The organism is Sphingosinicella sp., assembly GCF_013911755.1.
Lineage (GTDB): Bacteria > Pseudomonadota > Alphaproteobacteria > Sphingomonadales > Sphingomonadaceae > Sphingosinicella.
The window spans coordinates 43,158-61,590 of the sequence record NZ_JACESP010000019.1 but is presented as its reverse complement, the minus strand read 5'-3'; the positions used below and the strand labels follow the sequence as shown (position 1 = coordinate 61,590).

General features: G+C 65.2%; 19 protein-coding genes. 14 read left to right on the top strand and 5 right to left on the bottom strand.

Features of this window, described 5'->3' with window-relative positions:
- Positions 1–128: 128 nt before the first annotated feature.
- From pspF to H2052_RS13305, 5 genes are all read left to right on the top strand, one after another.
- On the top strand, positions 129–1,166 hold the full coding sequence (gene pspF / locus H2052_RS13325) for a phage shock protein operon transcriptional activator (protein WP_293782471.1): 1,038 nt from the start codon (positions 129–131) through the stop codon (positions 1,164–1,166).
- Positions 1,167–1,250: 84 nt separating this feature from the next.
- On the top strand, positions 1,251–1,841 hold the full coding sequence (locus H2052_RS13320) for a superoxide dismutase (protein ID WP_293782469.1): 591 nt from the start codon (positions 1,251–1,253) through the stop codon (positions 1,839–1,841).
- A 127-nt stretch (positions 1,842–1,968) separates the two neighbouring features.
- Positions 1,969–2,349, top strand: coding sequence for a hypothetical protein (locus tag H2052_RS13315; protein WP_293782467.1), 381 nt, complete (start codon positions 1,969–1,971; stop codon positions 2,347–2,349).
- Between the two features lie 7 nt (positions 2,350–2,356).
- Positions 2,357–4,051 (top strand): hypothetical protein, encoded by a 1,695-nt coding sequence (locus H2052_RS13310; protein ID WP_293782465.1) that lies wholly within the window; start codon positions 2,357–2,359, stop codon positions 4,049–4,051.
- A 53-nt stretch (positions 4,052–4,104) separates the two neighbouring features.
- The gene (locus H2052_RS13305) at positions 4,105–5,862 is read left to right on the top strand and encodes a hypothetical protein (RefSeq protein WP_293782463.1); all 1,758 of its coding nucleotides are present in this window, start codon (positions 4,105–4,107) and stop codon (positions 5,860–5,862) included.
- 1 nt (position 5,863) lies between these two features.
- Here the strand turns inward: H2052_RS13305 and ispZ are convergent, their stop codons facing one another.
- The 4 genes from ispZ to dapF are packed head-to-tail and all read right to left on the bottom strand — an operon-like array spanning position 5,864 to position 9,454.
- Positions 5,864–6,451 carry a septation protein IspZ gene (gene ispZ / locus H2052_RS13300; protein WP_293782461.1) on the bottom strand — a complete coding sequence of 196 codons (588 nt, stop codon included), beginning with the start codon at positions 6,449–6,451 and terminating at the stop codon, positions 5,864–5,866.
- Positions 6,451–7,413: a signal recognition particle-docking protein FtsY gene (gene ftsY, locus H2052_RS13295; protein ID WP_293782459.1), complete on the bottom strand. Its 963-nt coding sequence runs from the start codon at positions 7,411–7,413 to the stop codon at positions 6,451–6,453. Before ftsY ends, ispZ begins: the two co-directional genes overlap by 1 nt.
- A complete protein-coding gene (gene mtaB / locus H2052_RS13290) occupies positions 7,410–8,651 on the bottom strand; it encodes a tRNA (N(6)-L-threonylcarbamoyladenosine(37)-C(2))-methylthiotransferase MtaB (RefSeq protein ID WP_293782457.1) in 1,242 nt (413 codons plus the stop codon). The genes ftsY and mtaB overlap by 4 nt, the downstream gene beginning before the upstream one ends.
- Positions 8,648–9,454: a diaminopimelate epimerase gene (gene dapF, locus H2052_RS13285; protein ID WP_293782455.1), complete on the bottom strand. Its 807-nt coding sequence runs from the start codon at positions 9,452–9,454 to the stop codon at positions 8,648–8,650. The genes mtaB and dapF overlap by 4 nt, the downstream gene beginning before the upstream one ends.
- Positions 9,455–9,544: 90 nt before the next feature.
- Here dapF and H2052_RS13280 point away from each other — a divergent pair, with 90 nt between their 5' ends.
- Positions 9,545–10,255: a methyltransferase domain-containing protein gene (locus H2052_RS13280; protein ID WP_293782453.1), complete on the top strand. Its 711-nt coding sequence runs from the start codon at positions 9,545–9,547 to the stop codon at positions 10,253–10,255.
- Between the two features lie 34 nt (positions 10,256–10,289).
- On the opposite strand, the gene H2052_RS13275 is transcribed toward H2052_RS13280, so the two are convergent.
- Positions 10,290–10,835 carry an opacity protein gene (locus H2052_RS13275; protein ID WP_293782451.1) on the bottom strand — a complete coding sequence of 182 codons (546 nt, stop codon included), beginning with the start codon at positions 10,833–10,835 and terminating at the stop codon, positions 10,290–10,292.
- A gap of 333 nt (positions 10,836–11,168) precedes the next feature.
- On the opposite strand from H2052_RS13275, the gene ffh reads away from it, so the two are divergent.
- The 8 genes from ffh to leuD all read left to right on the top strand — a co-directional run bounded on the left by ffh (position 11,169) and on the right by leuD (position 18,427).
- Positions 11,169–12,599 carry a signal recognition particle protein gene (ffh, locus tag H2052_RS13270; RefSeq protein WP_293782449.1) on the top strand — a complete coding sequence of 477 codons (1,431 nt, stop codon included), beginning with the start codon at positions 11,169–11,171 and terminating at the stop codon, positions 12,597–12,599.
- 29 nt (positions 12,600–12,628) lie between these two features.
- A complete protein-coding gene (rpsP, locus tag H2052_RS13265) occupies positions 12,629–13,111 on the top strand; it encodes a 30S ribosomal protein S16 (protein WP_293782447.1) in 483 nt (160 codons plus the stop codon).
- Between the two features lie 3 nt (positions 13,112–13,114).
- The gene (rimM, locus tag H2052_RS13260) at positions 13,115–13,603 is read left to right on the top strand and encodes a ribosome maturation factor RimM (RefSeq protein ID WP_293782445.1); all 489 of its coding nucleotides are present in this window, start codon (positions 13,115–13,117) and stop codon (positions 13,601–13,603) included.
- Between the two features lie 32 nt (positions 13,604–13,635).
- Positions 13,636–15,159, top strand: a complete 1,524-nt coding sequence (locus H2052_RS13255; protein ID WP_293782443.1) for a serine hydrolase domain-containing protein — start codon at positions 13,636–13,638, stop codon at positions 15,157–15,159.
- Positions 15,156–15,893: a tRNA (guanosine(37)-N1)-methyltransferase TrmD gene (trmD, locus tag H2052_RS13250; RefSeq protein WP_293782441.1), complete on the top strand. Its 738-nt coding sequence runs from the start codon at positions 15,156–15,158 to the stop codon at positions 15,891–15,893. The genes H2052_RS13255 and trmD overlap by 4 nt, the downstream gene beginning before the upstream one ends.
- 1 nt (position 15,894) lies before the next feature.
- Entirely contained in the window at positions 15,895–16,272 is a 378-nt protein-coding gene (gene rplS, locus H2052_RS13245) for a 50S ribosomal protein L19 (RefSeq protein ID WP_293782439.1), read from the top strand.
- Between the two features lie 134 nt (positions 16,273–16,406).
- On the top strand, positions 16,407–17,828 hold the full coding sequence (gene leuC / locus H2052_RS13240; protein WP_293782437.1) for a 3-isopropylmalate dehydratase large subunit: 1,422 nt from the start codon (positions 16,407–16,409) through the stop codon (positions 17,826–17,828).
- Positions 17,828–18,427, top strand: coding sequence for a 3-isopropylmalate dehydratase small subunit (leuD, locus tag H2052_RS13235; RefSeq protein WP_293782435.1), 600 nt, complete (start codon positions 17,828–17,830; stop codon positions 18,425–18,427). The genes leuC and leuD overlap by 1 nt, the downstream gene beginning before the upstream one ends.
- Positions 18,428–18,433 lie beyond the last annotated feature (6 nt).

The window sequence follows — 18,433 nt, the reverse complement described above, 5'->3', positions numbered from 1 at the left end:
GTGCCAATTTTTCTGGCATGATATGGATCGTTTGTTTTCAGCAACTTATGGGAATTCGAGCCTGGAAATCGCGAAAGCTTCCTATGTGCATATTGCAAAAAATTGGGAAATTTTGCTAAATATTGGCAATGAAGGACTCGGCGACTCTCGTTGGCCAATCGACCGAATTGCTCGATGCGATCGAGCGGGCGAGCCTTGCCGCCGCGCTCAACCGCCCCGTGCTCGTCATCGGCGAGCGCGGAACGGGTAAGGAGATGGTCGCGGAGCGCTTGCACCGCCTCAGTCAGCGATGGGACGAGCCGTTCATCCCGATGAACTGCGCGGCGATGTCCGAAAACCTGATCGATGCCGAACTCTTCGGCTACGAGGCCGGCGCCTTTACCGGTGCCACCTCGGCCAGGCGCGGACGGTTCGAGGAGGCGGACGGCGGCACATTGTTCCTCGACGAGGTCGGTACTTTGTCCTCCGCCGCGCAGGAGCGCCTGCTGCGCGTCGTCGAATACGGCGAACTGACGCGGCTCGGCGCGAATCGGCCGCTCACCGTCGACGTGCGCATCGTCGGCGCCACCAACGAGGATCTGCCCGCGCTCGTCGAAAAAGGGCGGTTCCGCGCCGACCTTCTCGACCGGCTGTCGTTCGAGGTGATTACACTGCCGCCGCTGCGCGCACGTTCCGACGACATCATGGAGCTGGCGAATCATTTCGCGCGCCGTATGTCCGTCGAGCTCGGCTGGCCGGACTTTCCGGGCTTCAGCCGCGAGGTGCGCCAGCAGCTGCGCGCCTACGAATGGCCCGGCAACGTTCGTGAGCTGAAGAACGTCGTGGAACGCGCGCTCTACCGCTGGGGCGATCCGGCGACGCCCATCGGCGCGCTCCAGTTCGATCCGTTCGACTCCCCGTGGCGGCCGAAGCGATCGATCGTGATGGCGGGCGGGGAGGCGGCGAAGGTGCCGGTGGCGGAACCGGCGGTCGCCGCCGCCGAACAGCGCGCCGCGGTTAGCGATCTGCGCGCTGCGATGGCGGAATATGAGCGGGACATTCTTGTCCGCACGCTCGAAACCTGCCGCTTTAACCAGCGCGCCGCTGCCGAGGCGCTCGCGGTCACTTACGATCAGCTCAGGCACTGCCTGCGCCGTCACGGCCTGCTCCGGGCTGCGACATCCTGACTCACGCTGCGACGGGATTTCGGCGAAACCATCGGGCGTCGCCCCGCGTTGTTCCTAAAACATCCCACATCACGAGGAGTGAAGATGGCCATCGAATTTCCGCCCCTGCCGTTCGCCCGCGATGCGCTTGAGCCGCACATGTCCGCCAGAACCCTGGATTTTCATCACGGCAAGCATCACAAGGCTTACGTCGACAAGGCCAATGCGGCGATCGCCGGTACGCCCCTCGACGGCAAGCCGGTGGAGGAAATTGTCCGCGCTGCGAAGGCAAAGGGCGATCAGTCGCTCTTCAACAACGCGGCGCAGGCCTGGAACCACACGTTCTTCTGGAACTCGTTGTCGCCGAAGCCCGCCGGGCCAGAGGGCAAGCTGAAAGATCTTGTCGACTCGGCGTTCGGCGGCCTCTCCAAGTTCAACGAGGCGTTCAAGGCTGAAGCGACTGGGCATTTCGGGAGCGGATGGGCCTGGCTGTGTCAGGACGGAGACGGGCTCAGGATCATTTCAACACACGACGCCGATTCGGCGCTCGTCCACGATGGGCTTAACCCGCTCATCACGCTCGATGTTTGGGAACATGCCTATTATCTGGATTTCCAGAACGCCCGCCCAGACTTTGTAGACGTTTTCTTGACCAACACGATAAACTGGTCTTTTGCTGCGACAAATCTTCGTTGATGAAATGTTAAGCCCAAAAGTAAACAAAAGGCTAACCAATATTCCGACTCCGTAATTACAATCACTTCGCCTTTCTTAACCATCAAAGTGTCGCACGGCTCTTGATGTATTAGGCATTTGTTTAGAGTTGACCCCCAAGAATTCCCTCAAATCCGCGATTTTGCGGTCACAACGAGGGGTCGTTGGGGTCAATGAACACTTATTTTGCTGGGCGTCTGCGCGGCCGAGGCCAGCCTGTGGCTTTCATTTCCGCGCTCATTCTTCTGTCAGCCTGCGGCGGCGGCAGCTCCGGTGGCACGCAAACCGATACCGGGAGCCCGACGCCCCCGGCATCGGTGACGCCGTCGGACCCGTCTCCGACGCCAACACCGACGCCAACGCCAACACCGACGCCCACGCCAACACCGACGCCAACGCCGACGCCGACGCCCACACCGACGCCGACGCCAACACCGACGCCGACGCCAACACCGACGCCGACGCCGACGCCAACGCCTCCCCCGGCTGATCCGGCGATGCCCTCGGGTCCAGTCACCGTGTCCTTGTCAGGCACGCGGCTGTCCGCGACTTCGATCGACACGATCACTACGCCCACCGGCACTTGGCCCGTCAGCGATCTGGGTCCCGTCAGCGGCGGCCGCGCCTATCTGTTCGGTCTTGCAAGTCGCCCGACGTGGTGGAGCGTCTGCATCGTCCGCTATGCGGTGCCGGGCGACACCTCAGTCGGCGAGCGCAGCTATGCGCTGTCCGTCAGCGGTGTCGAAACGTCGCTCTCCGTGCTGAACGGCAGCATGAAGTGCATCGACAACGGCGAGCCGATCGCACCCTCGATGGACCGCCTCCGCGCCGCGGTCACCGCGAAGCGCGTGCTACCGTATTCGAGCGCGGCCTTCGCGGGCTGGGCGAAATCGCCCGCGCTGGCGACGGAGCGCACCGCCGAGAACGAGATCGGCTATGTTCCGGGGCGCATTTACGGAAAATCCGGCATGAACAATGCCATCGCCTACGCCGTCACCGGCGCGGGTGGCGAATACGGATCGTCGCGCGGGTTCATTTCCGGCGACGACGCCGTGATGATCGCCGCGGCGCTCGCAGGCAACAGCGCCGTGTTCAATGATGCGGCCGAGCAGAACCGTGTTCAGACGCTTTACGGCCTCAGTCTGCCGAACCTCGCGATCTGGTCCGAAAACCATAATCTGCTGCGTGATCCGCAGATTCCGTTCAGCGGTGACAAGGCTTACGTCAATGAGGGCACCAGCACGAAGTTCGACAACTTCGGTAACGAAGGCGAATGGTGCGCGCCCGCCGCTTATAGCTGGCTGAGCCAAATTTCTGCGACCGCGGGCACGTGTTATTCCCACGCGCGGGACGAGGCGCACCTGTTCAACCACGGCTATGCGTACTGGTTGGCCACGGGCGATCCGCGCGCGGCGATCCTGCAACAGGCGATTGCCGCCTATGCGCTCGCGAGCGTTTATCAAGGCGCTTATAGCGACGGCCGCTACCGCACGCGGTTCGGCTATCAGAGAAACACGATGAACGTGTGGACCGCCGCGTGGAAACTGCAGGATGTGGCCGAGAACGCGAGCAGTTCCAACGGCAGCATGATCTGGCCCAAGGCCCGCGCCCAAAAAATGGTGGACGACGTCCTTGCGGATTGGAAGACGCAGCTCGCAGCGATGGATACCGGTACAAGCGTCTATCAGCGATCGTCCTCGATCTTCCGGGGTGTGGATATTAATACGGACTCTGCGTACTCGAACTTCATGATCCAGGGTTATGGCCCCGAAGCCGCCTATCTGTGGGCATCGAGAGGCGAGCCTGCGATGTTGAAGCGCATTGCGGAGAACATGGTCGTCCGCTTTGGCCGGATCGGCGGAACCCGCGGCGTATATGGCAAAGGCTCTGGCTCGGGCTTCAAGATTCTGGAGGGTACAGTAATGCCCTATACCGATGTCGACAGCTTCGTCGCCTGGACGAACGACGGCAATGTGCTACCTGCCGACAGTTTCGAGGGTGCGGCGCAACATACGGTGCAGCGTGCGTACTGGTCGTTGAAGCTTGCGAAGGATGCCGTAAGCCGTGGCTGGATGAGCGCTGTTCCCGGTCTGGACGACGCCATCCTGAAGATGGAGGCAGCGCGATCGAAGGCTGCGCCTACCAAAGATACGGGCGTTGTCGGGTGGAAGCACGCAGCGGTCAATTTCTAGACCGCAGGACACGGCATCTTGCCCGATACCGGGCAAGATGCCACACGTTTCCGATGACGTTTTTCCGCGGTCTTGCTACGGTTCTCAAACGACTTCTGCTGCCTGCTGTCGCCGGCGCATTGATTCCCGGCGTGGCGTTCGCCTTCCCCGTGTCGGTCGCGATCGACGGCAAACGCCTGGCCGTGAAGCCCCTCGATGTGATCCGCACGCCGACTGGCGAGTGGCCGGTGGCTGATCTCGGCCGCGTTGCCGATCTGCGTATTTATCTTTTCACCTATCGACAGAAGCCCGACTGGTATTCACTATGCATTGTCCGGGCGCCGCGCGAAGCCACGATTGACGAAAGCCGTCATGCGTTCACGGTGGACGGCGAAACCATTGCCATCTCCGCGCTGCCCGGTTCCATGAAATGCGCTGACACAGGCGAACCCGTAACGCCGTCGATGGAACGGCTACGTAATGGCGTGTCTACTCGACGCGTTCTGCCTTACGGCGCGCGCGCGTTTGAAGGATTTGTTCGTGAGCCCAGATGGCGGGGGAATGGCAAGACCGATCTCTATCGTCCTGATCGCATCTACGGACGTTCGTCCTCGGTCAATGCGATCGGTATCGTTTCGGGGCAGGGCGGCGAGGCCGCATCCTCGCGGGGTTTTCTCTCTGAAACAGATGCGCGGATGATTGCTGCTGCGCTTGATCGTGATGGCGGCGCGTTTAGCAGTGCCGCGCAACGGGCGCGCGTCGAGACCCTGTACGGACTGTCTTTACCGAACCTCGTGATCTGGTCAGATCGTGGTCATCAGATGCGCGACCCGCAGCTGCCCTTTCCCGGGGATCGCCCGTATACGAACGAAGGCACCGCCAAAGGCGCCGATACTTATGGAGATGAGGGTAAATGGATCGCGCCGGCAGACTATCCTTATCTTGCCGAGATCAAGGCCGAAGCTGGCAAAGGCTACACGCACGGTCGCGATGAAGCGCACCTGTTCAATCATGGATACGCTTACTGGCTTGCCACGGGCGATCCGCGCGCGGCGCTCTTGCAGCAGGCGATCATGGCGTATGCTCTGGCCAGTAACTATAGGCGCACGCCCGGAAAATATCTGCCGCGTTTCGGGTATCAGCGTACGACGCTCAACCAGTTTTCGGCAATGTGGAAATTGCGGGACATCGCGGCGAACCTGTCCTCGGAGCGGGGCAACATCTTCTGGCCAAAGTCGCGGGCGCAAAAAATGAGCGCGGAGATGTGGGCGGGTTGGAAATCGCAGCTCGCAAGTATGGATGCTGGGCGCAATCCGAACGCAAAGTCATCCTCGATCTTTCGTGGAATCGATCTGGATCAGGACAATGCCTACTCGAATTTCATGATCCAGGCTTACGGACCTGAGGCCGCCTACCTCTGGGCGTCAGCGGGCGAATCCGAGCTCATGAAACGCATCGCTGAAAACTTCGTGCTGCGGTTCGGTGAGATCGGCGGCGCCCAGGGCTTTTACGGAGCCGGAACCGGCTCAGGCTTCCCTTTGCTCGTAAAGGGTACAATGCCTTATCGGGATCGCGCGGGTTTTGTGCGATGGGTGGCAACCACCAGTTCCCATCCGGCAGACAGTTTTGACGGCGCGCCCGCGCATTATGTGTTGCGCGGATACTGGGCGCTGCGGCTTGGTGAAAATGCGGTGCGCCGTGGCTGGATGCCTCCGTTGCGCGGGTTGGATGCTGCGATAAAACGTGCCGAACAGGCCCGGGATCGGACGGCGAAATGGAAATATGCGGGCATCGTTTCGATGAAACATGCCGGAATCCCGTTCGCCGACTGATCTACTCCCGTCCCTCGTCCTTGCCATGCTTCATCAGGATCGGTGCCTGTGACGCTGCGAAAATCATCGAGATCACGAGCACGCCCCACACCTTGAAGGCGACCCACTGGTCGAAGGTGAGGTAGGCGCGCAGGCCTTCATTGAGGATCGCCATCGCGAGGAAGAAGAGCGCCCAGTTGCGTGTCAGCTTCTTCCAGCCGTGGTCGTCCATTGCCGGAAAGCCGCTCTCCATCACGAGCTTGAGGAGGGGGCGCCCTGTCAGCAGGCCGAAGAAGAGGATCGCGGCGAACATCGCGTAGATGATCGTCGTCTTGATCTGGAAGAAGCTTTGGTCGCGCAGATAGATCGTCATGCCGCCGAACACCGCCACAATTATGCCGGTGAACCATTGCATCGGGCTGATGCGACCCGTCTTCATCTTGGAAACGATCATGGCGATGGCGGTCGCGATCATGAACGCGCTTGTCGCCCACACCGCCTGATTGACGTCGTCGCCAGGGGCAAGGCTGTTCACCGCGAAGAACACGAGCAGCGGCCCGAAATCGAGCGCCACCCGCAGCGATGAAGCCTTTTCCTTTTCGTCAGCCATTACCGTCCTTCCCCCTGATCGATCCCCGCCAGCGCGCGCGCGAAGGCGTGCGGATCGAACGGACGGAGATCGTCGATGCGCTCTCCTACGCCGATCGCATGAACAGGGAGTTTCGCCCGGTCCGCCGCCGCGACGAGCACGCCGCCCCGCGCGGTGCCATCGAGTTTCGTCATCACGAGTCCGGTGACGCCCGCGACTTCCTTGAACACGTCGATCTGGCTGAGCGCGTTCTGCCCCGTGGTCGCGTCAAGCACGAGCACGACGTCGTGCGGCGCGGATTCCATCTGGCGCTTCAGCACGCGCTTGATCTTGGCGAGCTCGTCCATCAGCCCCGCCTTGTTCTGCAGGCGCCCGGCGGTGTCGATGATGAGCACGTCCGCGCCAGCCGCGCGCGCCTTCGTCAGCGCCTCGAACGAGAGTGCAGCGGCGTCGCCGCCGACCTTGCCGGAAACCACCGGGATACCCAGCCGCCCGCCCCAGATCGAGAGCTGCTCGATCGCGGCGGCGCGGAACGTGTCGCCCGCCGCCAGCATCACCGAATAGTCCTGCTCCTGAAACAGATGCGCGAGCTTGGCGATGGTCGTGGTCTTGCCCGATCCGTTGACGCCGACGACGAGGATCACGTGCGGGCGCGGGAAGGCCGTCACTTCGATGGGGTGCGCCACCTTCGCGAGCACGGCTGCCACTTCGGCGGCGACGACCGTTTTCACTTCGTCGTCGGTCACTTGCCGGTCGAACTTGTCGGCGGCGAGCTTGGCGGTGATGCGCGCGGCGGTGGCGGGGCCGAGGTCAGACGCGATCAGCGCCTCCTCGATCTCCTCGAGCATCGCGTCGTCGAGCGGGCGCTTCGAAACGAGCCCCGCGAGATTCTCGCCGAGCTTCCCGGATGTACGCTGCAGCCCGGCGCGGAGCCGCGCGAGCCAGCCCTTGGGCTCTGCCTGTTCTGCCTGTTCTTCGTTCACGCCGGGGTCGCTAGCAGCCTCGCGGCCTCCGCGCCAGTGACGCGTGCGCGCACGATGCTACCCGGCAGCGCGGGCAGGTCGAGCACGGCGGGCGTGAAATCGGCGGCGTGGCCGGTGTGCCCGTCCTTCTCCACGAGCATGTCGATGGCGCGGCCCTGTTGCGCTGCGAGGTGGGCGGCGAGCCTTCGCGCGGCGGCCTCGCGCAGCTGTGCGGCGCGTGCCTTGCGGACGGGTACGGGAACTTGCGGCATCCGCGCGGCGGGTGTGCCGGTGCGCGCGGAGTAGGGGAAGATGTGGCCGAACACGATGTCGCAGTCTTCGATCAGGCGCAGCGAGTTTTCGAACATGTCGTCGGTCTCGGTCGGGAAACCGGCGATGATGTCGGCGCCGATGGCGATTTCGGGGCGCTTCGCTTTCACGGTTTCCACGAAGCGCACGGCGTCGGCACGGCTGTGTCGGCGCTTCATGCGCTTCAGGATCATGTCGTCGCCCGATTGCAGCGACAGGTGCAGGTGCGGCATCACGCGCGCCTCGCCGGTGATCGCCTCGACGAGCGCCGGGTCGGCTTCGATCGAATCGATCGAGGACAGGCGCAGGCGTGCGAGCGCGGGCACGTGGGTGAGGATACGCTGCACGAGGCTGCCGAGCGTCGGACTCCCGGGCAGGTCCGGGCCGTAGGAGGTGAGGTCCACGCCGGTCAGCACCACCTCCTGCGCGCCGCCGTCCACCAGCCGCCGGATACGATCGACAACGAGGCCGGCGGGGACGCTGCGCGAATTGCCGCGTGCGTGGGGGATGATGCAGAATGTGCAGCGGTGGTCGCAGCCGTTCTGCACCTCCACGAAGGCCCGTGTGTTTGCGGCAAAGCCGTCCAGCAGGTGCGGTGCCGTTTCGCGCACCGCCATGATGTCGCCGACGCGGACACGCTCGCCGCCGAGCAGCGCAGCCGCGTCCAGCTTCTCGGCATTGCCGACGACGCGGGAAACCTCGGGCATTGCCGCGAAGGCCGCCGCTTCCACCTGCGCCGCGCAGCCCGTCACGATAACGCGCGCCTCCGGGCGCTCGCGCTTCAGCCGCCGGATCGCCTGCCGTGCCTGCCGCACCGCCTCGCCGGTGACGGCGCAGCTGTTGATGACGACGGTATCCGCATCCCCGGCGGCGGCGAGATGCTGCCGGATGATCTCGCCTTCATAAATGTTGAGGCGGCAACCGAGATTGATGACCTGATGGTCGCTCAAGCGTAGGCCTCAAGGTCGATCTCGCCCGTGAAGGCGGTGGTCGCCGGGCCGGTCATGACGATGTGGTTATCATCCCGCCACGCGATCGAAAGGTCGCCGCCGGGTAGCGTCACCGTCACGTCGCGGCCCACGAGTCCGCGCCGCATCGCCGCGATCGCGGTGGCGCAGGCCCCGGTGCCGCAGGCGCGTGTCAGGCCGACGCCGCGCTCCCACACGCGCAGGCGGATGTGTTCGCGCGAAACGATGCTTGCGACGTTCACATTGATGCGCGCGGGAAACAGCGGGTCATGCTCGATGATCGGCCCCAGTCGCTCCAGGTCAACCGCGTCCGCGTCCGGCACGAAGAACACGACATGCGGATTGCCGACGTTGACCGCGACCGGGTTCTCCAGCGTTTCCCAGCCGACCGGCATGTGCAGCGTGTCCATCGCGTAGGCGAGCGGGATCTCGTCCCATCCGAAGCGCGGGGCGCCCATGTCGATGCTGGCGCCGTCCGACGTCGCCGTGCCCTCGATCTGTCCGCCCGCGGTCTCGATCACGGCATTGGCCCCGATCACCTGCGCGACGCAGCGGGATGCGTTGCCGCATGCCTCCACCTCGCCGCCGTCAGCGTTCCAGATCCGCATACGCGCATCGGCGCGGTCGGATCGCTCGATCACGATCAGCTGATCGCAGCCGACGCCGGTATGGCGGTCCGCGATGGCGCGCACCTGCGCTACCGTCAGCGACAGCGGATCGCGGCGCGCATCGAATACGACGAAGTCGTTGCCGAGGCCGTGCATCTTGAGAAACGGGCGAGTCATGGCGCCGCATTTAGGGATTCGCGGGCCCCAAGTCCATGCGCGCACCCCTCGGATTGCCTGCGCGGCGCCGTTCGCGGTAGACAGAGCAGAATGAATCGCCGCGTCCTCCTGCTGTCTTGCCTCGTCGTGCTTGCGGCCTGCAAGGCCCCGCCCGCGCCACCGCCGCCGCCCGGCGAGCACAGCTTTCCGTCCGTCGAGCGGCCGGTCGCCGAGATCGTCAGCGCCCAGTTTTCCGATGAGGAAAGCCGCGAGCAGGCGGGTGAGGCACGCCGTGTGATGGACCTGATGGGCATCGCGCCCGGCTTGGTCGTTGCCGATATCGGCGCGGGGCGCGGCTACTATACGGTGAACCTCTCGCGCCGCGTGGGTAATGCCGGCCGCGTCTATGCCGAGGATATTTTCAGTAACACCGTGAACGATCTGCGCGGCCGCGTGCACGCCGAGGGGTTCAGCAACGTATCGGTGGTGCTCGGCACGCCGGGCGACCCGAAACTGCCGCCGCAAAGCCTGGATCGCGCGCTTCTCGTGCACATGTACCACGAGATCGAGAATCCCTACGAGCTGCTCTGGAACCTGCGCACCAGCCTGAAGCCGGGCGCCCTCGTCGGCATCGTCGATGCAGACCGGCCGACGCGCAGCCACGGAACGCCGCCCTGGCTGCTCGACTGCGAGGTGCTGGCGATCGGCTTCGAACGGCAGGCGCTACACGAGCTGGACGGCAAGTCGTATCTCGCGATTTACGCGGCGACCAAACCACGCCCGCGCCCGATCGATATCCAGCCCTGCCGGTCGGCGCCGTAAACGCCCGAAGGCGTCCACGGCGCCGTTACGCTCACTAGAAGTGGAACACGACTGCCGCGGTCGGGCGGATGCTCTGGAACACGTCGAACGTATCGACAGCAAGGCGTAGACGCACGCCGCTTTCGCCAGTGATGCCGCCGAGCCCAATCTCCTTCGGGCCGACCTCGATACCGAAGCCGTAAAGCTCGTTGCGATCATCGCCGATCTCGGTGTTGACCCACTGATAACCGGCGCGGCCGAAGATCATACCGCTTTCGCCGATGCGAAGGCCGAGGTGTCCGGTAACACCGTATTCCCAGTCGATGTCGCTGAAGCCCTTGGCGACATTGCCTTCCGCGCCGACGACAAACATGCCGAGCGGCACGTTGACGCCCGCGAAGCCGGTCACCAGCGCGCCCTTGGCGCTGCCCTGCGTCTGCAGCAGGCCTTTGTTGCCGGTGTCGAAATCGTGCCAACCGCCGCCGATACCCACATAGGGCTCGATGCCGAACGCACGGCTGCCGTCCGGCGCTTCCTGCGCATTGGCAGCGGCGAACGGAAGGGTGGCGGCGCAAAGCGCCGCGATCAGGGTGAGTTTCATGGAAATACCTCTTACGCTTGGGACGTGCGGTGGGGCCGCACGCCGGGCTTGAACACGCGCCGCTGGACCAAAGTGCCCCTAAGCCTGTGCCGCGACAGTGGCATAAACCCCTGGGCACGACTTCGGGTTGCACACGTCGGGCGGATGGTCCGGCACGTGTTGCGGCTAAGCAACACACGTCCGGGCATTGACATCAGGACATCCCGCGCCTAGGGAAACCCCGCTTTTTCTTGAAAAGCGCGAGTACGAGACGCGTCCACGGATGCACGCCGGTCAGCGAAGGTTCGCCCGCCGGCGCGTTTTGCGTTGGGGTGTCCGGCATAGGGAAGTTGGATGTTCGAAAGCCTTTCAGAGCGTCTTGGCGGTGTCTTCGATCGTCTTCGCGGTCGCGGTGCGCTGACCGAGGCGGACGTGCGCGCAGCGATGCGCGAGGTCCGCGTCGCGCTTCTGGAGGCCGATGTCGCGCTGCCCGTCGCCAAGAGCTTCATCGACAAGGTGACCGAGCGCGCCGTCGGCGCTGAAGTCACGCGCTCGGTCACGCCCGGCCAGCAGGTCGTCAAGATCGTCCACGACGAGCTTGCTGCCATGCTCGGCGGCGATGCCGAAGGGCTTGAGCTCGATGTCACGCCGCCCGCTGTCGTGATGATGGTCGGCCTCCAGGGCTCGGGCAAGACGACGACGACCGCGAAGATCGCGAAGCGCCTGAAGGAAAGGGACCGCAAGAAGGTCCTGATGGCCTCGCTCGACGTCAACCGTCCGGCTGCGCAGGAGCAGCTCCGCGTGCTTGGCGAGCAGACCGAGGTCGCGACGCTGCCGGTCATCGCCGGGCAGCAGCCGGTCGATATCGCCCGCCGCGCCATGCAGGCTGCGAAGCTGCAGGGCTTCGACGTGCTGATGCTCGACACGGCGGGGCGCCTTCACGTCGATGCTGCACTGATGGCCGAGATGCAGAGCGTTGCCGCCGTGGCGGTGCCGCAGGAAATCCTGCTCGTCGTCGATGCGCTGACGGGTCAGGACGCGGTGAACGTCGCCGAGAACTTCTCGAAGCAGGTCGATCTCACCGGCGTCGTGCTTACCCGTATGGACGGCGATGCGCGCGGCGGTGCGGCGCTTTCGATGCGGCATGTCACCGGCAAGCCGATCAAGTTCGTCGGCGTCGGCGAAAAGCTCGATGCGCTCGATGCGTTCGATCCGCAGCGCGTTGCCGGCCGCATCCTCGGCATGGGCGACGTCGTCAGCCTCGTCGAGAAGGCGGCGGCGACGATCGAGCAGGAAGACGCCGAGCGCATGGCGGCGAAGCTCGCCAAGGGTCAGTTCGACATGAACGACCTGCGCTCGCAGCTTCAGCAGATGAAGAAGATGGGCGGCATGGCGGGTCTGATCGGGATGCTTCCCGGCATGGGCAAGCTCGCCGCGCAGGCCGAGAAGGCGGGCGCCGACGACAAGCTGCTCGGCCGCATGGAGGCGGTGATCCTCTCCATGACGCCGAAGGAGCGCGGCAAGCCCGAACTATTGAACGCGAAGCGCAAGATTCGCATCGCGAACGGCGCGGGGACGACGGTGCAGGAGGTGAACAAGCTCCTGAAGATGCACCAGGAAATGTCCACGGCGATGAAGAAGATCCGGAAGATGGGCGGCATGAAGGGGCTCGCCGGTCTCATGGGGAAAATGGGCGGGGGTCTCCCCGACCTTGGTGGTCTCGGAGGATTGGGGGGAGGCGGCATGCCGCAGCTTCCGCCCGGCTTCGACAAGTTCAAGCGTTAGAATTCAGTTCAAGCAAGGAAACGAAGAAAATGGCTATTTCCATCCGTCTCGCCCGCGGCGGCGCCAAGAAGCGCCCCGTCTACCGCATCGTCGTCGCCGATTCGCGCAATCCGCGCGACGGCAAGTATCTGGAGCGCCTCGGCACCTACAACCCCCTGCTGCCGAAGGATTCGGGCGAGCGCGTGAAGCTCGATGCCGAGCGTACCGCGCATTGGCTGAAGGTCGGCGCGCAGCCGTCTGACCGTGTTGCCCGCTTCCTCGATGCCGCCGGCCTCATGAAGCGCACCGCGAAGAACAACCCGAAGAAGGCCGAGCCGGGCGAGAAGGCCAAGGAACGCGCCGAGGAGCGCGCCGCGAAGGCTGCCGAAGCCGAAGCCGCCGCCAACGCGCCGGCCGAGGAAGAAGCACCCGCTGAAGTGGCTGCCGAGGCTCCGGCCGAGGAAGCTGCTGCTGAAGCCGCTCCCGAAGCCGCTGCCGAAGAGGCTCCGGCTGCCGACGAGACGGCTGCGTAAGACATGTCCGAACGCCGCGTCACGCTTGCCGCCGTCACCGGTGCGCATGGCGTGACCGGCGAGGTGCGGCTCAAGCTCTTTTCGGAGAGTTTCGAGAGCTTCCGCGCCTTCAAGAGCTTCGAGGCGAACGGCCGCACGCTGACCCTGAAGGCGGCGAAGGCCACGCCGAAAGGCGTCATCGCCCGCTTCGCCGAAGTGCCCGACCGCAACGCCGCAGAGGCGCTGCGCGGCACGCAGCTTACTGTGGGCCGGGATACCCTGCCGCCGCTTGGTGAAGGCGAATATTATCATTTCGATCTGATCGGCCTCGCCGTCGAATCCGATGCGGGCAAGCCGCTCGGCAAGGTTGCGGCGGTGGAAAATTTCGGCGCGGGCGACGTGATCGAAATCGAACGCCCGGACGGCAAGCGCTTCATGGTGCCGCTGCGCCCCGAAGCGGTTCCGCACTGGGACGATCAGCGAATGGTGGTCAGCGCAGTCTTCGTCGATTAGTCCTGTCGGCGTTCGGTCGAGGGGGAAAGTTCATGCACCGTCACGCCATCGCTGCCGCCGTCCTCATGTTTGTCGCAGCGCCGCCCGTGATCGCGCAGGTGCATGAGCCGGTCGTGCAGCAGGGGACCTTGCCTGCAAGCGTCACGGCCGAGATCGATGCGGCCTTCGCGGCCTACCGCGAGCGCACGCCGGTGCCGGGGCTCGCTTATGCCGTCGTGAAGGACGGCAGGATCGTGCACCAGGGCACGTGGGGCGTGCAGACAATCGGCGGCAAGCGGCCGGTAACGGCGGATACGCGCTTCCGCATCGCCTCGATGAGCAAGGCATTCACGGCGCTTGCGATCCTGTCGCTGCGCGATGCGGGCAAGCTTTCGCTCGATGATCTTGCTGAAACGCACGTGCCCGAGATGAAGGGCTGGACCTACCCGACCACGGATGCGCCGCGCATCCGGGTGCGCGACCTCCTCCAGCACGTTGCCGGGTTCGTCACCGACGATCCGTGGGGCGACCGCCAGCAGGTGCTGAGCGAAGCGGAGTTCACGCGCATGATCGCGGCGGGCGTGCCGTGGAGCCGCACCGGGCAGATGCAGCACGAATATTCGAACTTCGGCTACGCCCTCCTTGGGCGCATCATCAAGAACGTCTCCGGGATGTCCTATCAGGCCTATATCCGGCAGATGATCCTCACCCCGCTCGGCATGATGAACACCGGCTACGAGATCGCCGATGTGCCCAAGGACCGGCTCGCCGTCGGCTACCGCTGGGAAAACGATCAGTGGGTTGAGGAACCGTCGATGCGCGACGGCACGTTCGGCGCCATGGGCGGCCTTCACACCACCGTGAACGACTATGCGAAGTGGGTGTCGTTCCTGCTTTCGGCGTGGCCGCCGCGTAGCGGGGCGGAGACGGGGCCAGTGCGCCGCGCCACGGTACGCGAGATGGCGCAGGGCCTCAATTTCGTCCGAATCATGCCGCGCCCCGGCGCCCCCGCGGACGACAAATGCGTGCACGCGGTCGCCTACGGCATGGGCCTGCGCGCCTCGCCGGACTGCGATCTCGGTCTCACCCTCGCGCATGGCGGGGGCTATCCGGGCTACGGCAGTTTTGTCGTGCTCGCGCCGGAGACGGGCACGGCGGCGTTCGGCTTTGCGAGCCGCACGTATCAGGCGCCTGCGGTTCCCGTCTGGCAGTCGCTTTGGGCCATGGCGCGGGCGGGCGCCATCCGCCCGGCGGAAACGCCGGTGAGCGACGCGGTGGCCGCGATGCACGAGGCGGCGCGCGCTGCCTATGCCGCCGGCTCACTCGCCCCGCTCGATGGGCGGCTTGCCATGAATTTCCCGCTCGATCGGTCCGCCGAAAACTGGGCACGCGAGTTCGCGCGGCTGAAGGCGCGGACAGGCGCGTGCACCGCTGTCGAATCGCTGCGCGCCACTGGGGCGCTTTCGGCGAGCTTCCGCTGGACGTGCGAGAAGGGCGCGCTCGGCGGGCAGCTCTTGCTCGCGCCGACGTTGCCGCCGACGCTGCAGGCGCTGCGTTTCGATTCGCCGCAGCCGTGACCTTCGCCGCCACCGTTCTCACGCTCTACCCGGAGATGTTTCCCGGGCCGCTCGGGCACAGCCTTGCGGGCCGTGCACTCGGCGAGGGGCTGTGGTCGCTGGAAACGGTGCAGATCCGGGACTTCGCGACGGATAAGCACCGGTCTGTCGATGATACGCCCGCGGGCGGCGGCGCCGGCATGGTGATGCGCGCGGACGTGCTGGCGCGTGCAGTGGATGACGTTCTGGCACGCCACCCGGATGTTCCCCTCCTCGCGATGACGCCGCGCGGTACGCCGCTCACCCAGGCACGCGTGCGGTCGCTGGCGGCGGGGCCGGGCGTTTCCATTCTTTGCGGCCGCTTCGAGGGCATCGACGAGCGGCTGTTCGAGGCGCGGCCCATCGAACAGGTCTCGATCGGCGACTATGTGCTCTCCGGCGGAGAAATGGCGGCTTTGACGCTGCTTGACGCTTGCATTCGGCTCGTTCCCGGCGTAATGGGCGCCGCTTCGAGCGGAACCGAGGAAAGCTTCGAAAGCGGCCTCCTCGAATATCCGCAATATACCCGACCCAATGATTGGGAAGGGCGCACGATCCCCGAAGTGCTGCGATCGGGGGATCATGCGCGGATCGGGGCCTGGCGTCAAAGCCGGGCAGAGACCGATACACGGCTAAGGCGGCCGGACCTATGGGAGCGCCATGGTGGCGTTCGGGTCGGCGAGCCCTCTGGCGCGCGGCGTGAGAAGGACGAATGAGATGAACCTCATCCAGCAGCTCGAAGCCGAGCAGATTGAAAAGCTTGCCGCCGGCAAGACCATTCCGGAATTCCGCCCTGGTGACACGCTCCGCATCGGCGTGCGCGTCGTCGAAGGCGAGCGTACCCGCATCCAGAACTTCGAGGGCGTGTGCATTGCGCGCTCGAACAAGGGCGTCAGCTCCAATTTCACCGTTCGCAAGGTGAGCTTCGGCGAGGGCGTCGAGCGCGTCTTCCCGCTCTATTCGCCGAACGTCGATTCGATCGAGGTCGTGCGCCGCGGTGCCGTCCGCCGCGCGAAGCTCTATTACCTGCGTGGCCGCAGCGGCAAATCGGCGCGTATCGCCGAGCGCCGCGACACGCGCGAGAGCGCCCAGTAAAGCGTTCCCAGCCGTTCGAAAGGGCCGTGCCGGGCGACCGGCGCGGCCCTTTCCGTTTCCGCTATGCATAGCATTCTAAGAATGTGAGGCGCCGCCCGTTGCGCTCCCGCGCATCATCGCCTAATTCCGCGCGCATGACACAGACTCCGCGCACGCTTTACGAGAAGATCTGGGACGCTCACGTTGTTGCCGAGCGCGACGACGGCACCGCGCTCATCTTCATCGACCGGCACCTCATCCACGAAGTGACGACGCCGCAGGCCTTCGAAGGGCTGCGTACGGCGGGCCGCCGTCTGCGTCGCCCGGACCTGACGCTCGCGGTGCCGGATCACAACGTGCCGACGAACCATCGCTTCGAGCCGATCACCGATCCCGAGAGCGTCGCGCAGCTTGCCGCGCTTACGCGGAACTGTGCAGACTTCGGCGTCGAGCTGATCGAGATGAACGACGCGCGGCAGGGCATCGTGCACGTGATCGGGCCGGAACAGGGCTTCACGCTGCCGGGCACAACCGTCGTCTGCGGCGACAGCCACACGGCGACGCACGGCGCGTTCGGTGCGCTCGCCTTTGGCATTGGCACGTCGGAAATCGAGCATGTGTTCGCAACGCAGACGCTTCTGCTGCGCCGCGCGAAGACCATGGAGGTCCGCGTCGACGGCAGCCTCGGCCACGGCGTGACGCCCAAGGACGTGACGCTGGCGGTGATCGGCGAGACCGGCACGGGCGGCGGCACCGGCCACGTCATCGAATATCGCGGACCCGTGATCGAGGCGATGTCGGTCGAAGGGCGCATGACCGTGTGCAACATGGCGATCGAGGGCGGCGCCCGCGCTGGCCTCATCGCGCCCGACGAGAAGACCTTCGCCTATTTCCAGGACCGGCCGAGGAGCCCGAAGGGCGCGGACTGGGAGAAGGCGGTTGCCTACTGGCGTACGCTCGTCTCCGATCCCGGCGCGCGCTTCGACAAGAGCGTCGTCATCGACGGCACGAAGATCGCGCCGCTGGTGACGTGGGGAACGAGCCCGGAGGATGTCGTGCCGATCACCGGCATTGTGCCGGAGCCCGCGAGCTTCGCCGATCCCACCAAGCAGGACGCCGCACGGAAGAGCCTCGACTACATGGGCCTCGTACCGGGTACGCGCCTTGAGGACGTAGAGGTGCAGAACATTTTTATCGGCAGCTGCACCAACAGCCGCATCGAAGACCTGCGCGCCGCCGCTGCCGTGGCGAAGGGGCGCCACGTCGCGGGCCATATCAAGCAGGCGCTGGTCGTGCCGGGCTCGGGCCTCGTCAAGCGGCAGGCGGAGGCCGAGGGGCTCGATCGCATCTTCATTGAGGCGGGCTTCGACTGGCGCGAGCCGGGCTGCTCCATGTGCCTCGGCATGAACCCAGACAAGGTGCCCGCGGGCGAGCGCTGCGCATCGACCTCCAACCGCAACTTCGTCGGTCGGCAGGGGCCGGGCGCGCGCACGCACCTGATGTCGCCCGCGATGGCGGCTGCCGCCGCCGTCACCGGCCGCCTCACCGATGTGCGCCAGCTGATGGGAGCCGCCTGATGGATGCCTTCAAGACCCTGACCGGCATCGCCGTGCCGTTCGGCGCCAAGAACGTCGACACCGACGTCATCATTCCGGCGCGCTTCCTGAAGACCATCCAGCGCGCGGGCCTCGGCAAGGGCGCCTTCGCGACGATCCGCGAGAACCCGGACAACATCTTCGATCAGCCGCGCCACAAGGGCGCGCCCGTGCTCATCGCGGGCGACAATTTCGGCTGCGGTTCCAGCCGCGAGCACGCGCCCTGGGCGCTCACCGACATGGGCTTCCGCGTCGTGATCGCACCGTCGTTCGCGGACATCTTCTCGGGCAACGCGTTCAAGAACGGGATGCTGCTTGTGGCGCTGCCGCAGGAGCAGATCGACCGTCTGATGGAGATCGCCGAGACCGACGAGATCACGGTCGACCTCGAAAACCAGGTCGTGACGACCCCTTATCAGGACCGCTTCGCCTTCGAAATCGACCCGTTCCGCAAGCACTGCCTGCTGAACGGCCTCGACGAGATCGGCCTGACGCAGGCGATGGACAAGGACATCGCCGCGTTCGAGGCGAAGATCGCCGCCGATCAGCCGTGGATCGCAGGCGCCGCGAAGGCTGCCTGACGCTCG

Bases quoted from the DNA above. Each gene is read 5' to 3' on its own strand.
- leuD (WP_293782435.1), top strand. From the start codon at position 17,828: ATGGATGCCTTCAAGACCCTGACCGGCATCGCCGTGCCGTTCGGCGCC.
- H2052_RS13255 (WP_293782443.1), top strand. From the start codon at position 13,636: ATGCACCGTCACGCCATCGCTGCCGCCGTCCTCATGTTTGTCGCAGCG.
- leuC (WP_293782437.1), top strand. From the start codon at position 16,407: ATGACACAGACTCCGCGCACGCTTTACGAGAAGATCTGGGACGCTCAC.
- H2052_RS13280 (WP_293782453.1), top strand. From the start codon at position 9,545: ATGAATCGCCGCGTCCTCCTGCTGTCTTGCCTCGTCGTGCTTGCGGCC.
- rplS (WP_293782439.1), top strand. From the start codon at position 15,895: ATGAACCTCATCCAGCAGCTCGAAGCCGAGCAGATTGAAAAGCTTGCC.
- H2052_RS13310 (WP_293782465.1), top strand. From the start codon at position 2,357: ATGCCCTCGGGTCCAGTCACCGTGTCCTTGTCAGGCACGCGGCTGTCC.
- H2052_RS13305 (WP_293782463.1), top strand. From the start codon at position 4,105: ATGACGTTTTTCCGCGGTCTTGCTACGGTTCTCAAACGACTTCTGCTG.
- rimM (WP_293782445.1), top strand. From the start codon at position 13,115: ATGTCCGAACGCCGCGTCACGCTTGCCGCCGTCACCGGTGCGCATGGC.
- H2052_RS13275 (WP_293782451.1), bottom strand. From the start codon at position 10,835: ATGAAACTCACCCTGATCGCGGCGCTTTGCGCCGCCACCCTTCCGTTC.
- H2052_RS13320 (WP_293782469.1), top strand. From the start codon at position 1,251: ATGGCCATCGAATTTCCGCCCCTGCCGTTCGCCCGCGATGCGCTTGAG.
- ffh (WP_293782449.1), top strand. From the start codon at position 11,169: ATGTTCGAAAGCCTTTCAGAGCGTCTTGGCGGTGTCTTCGATCGTCTT.
- dapF (WP_293782455.1), bottom strand. From the start codon at position 9,454: ATGACTCGCCCGTTTCTCAAGATGCACGGCCTCGGCAACGACTTCGTC.
- ispZ (WP_293782461.1), bottom strand. From the start codon at position 6,451: ATGGCTGACGAAAAGGAAAAGGCTTCATCGCTGCGGGTGGCGCTCGAT.
- rpsP (WP_293782447.1), top strand. From the start codon at position 12,629: ATGGCTATTTCCATCCGTCTCGCCCGCGGCGGCGCCAAGAAGCGCCCC.
- pspF (WP_293782471.1), top strand. From the start codon at position 129: ATGAAGGACTCGGCGACTCTCGTTGGCCAATCGACCGAATTGCTCGAT.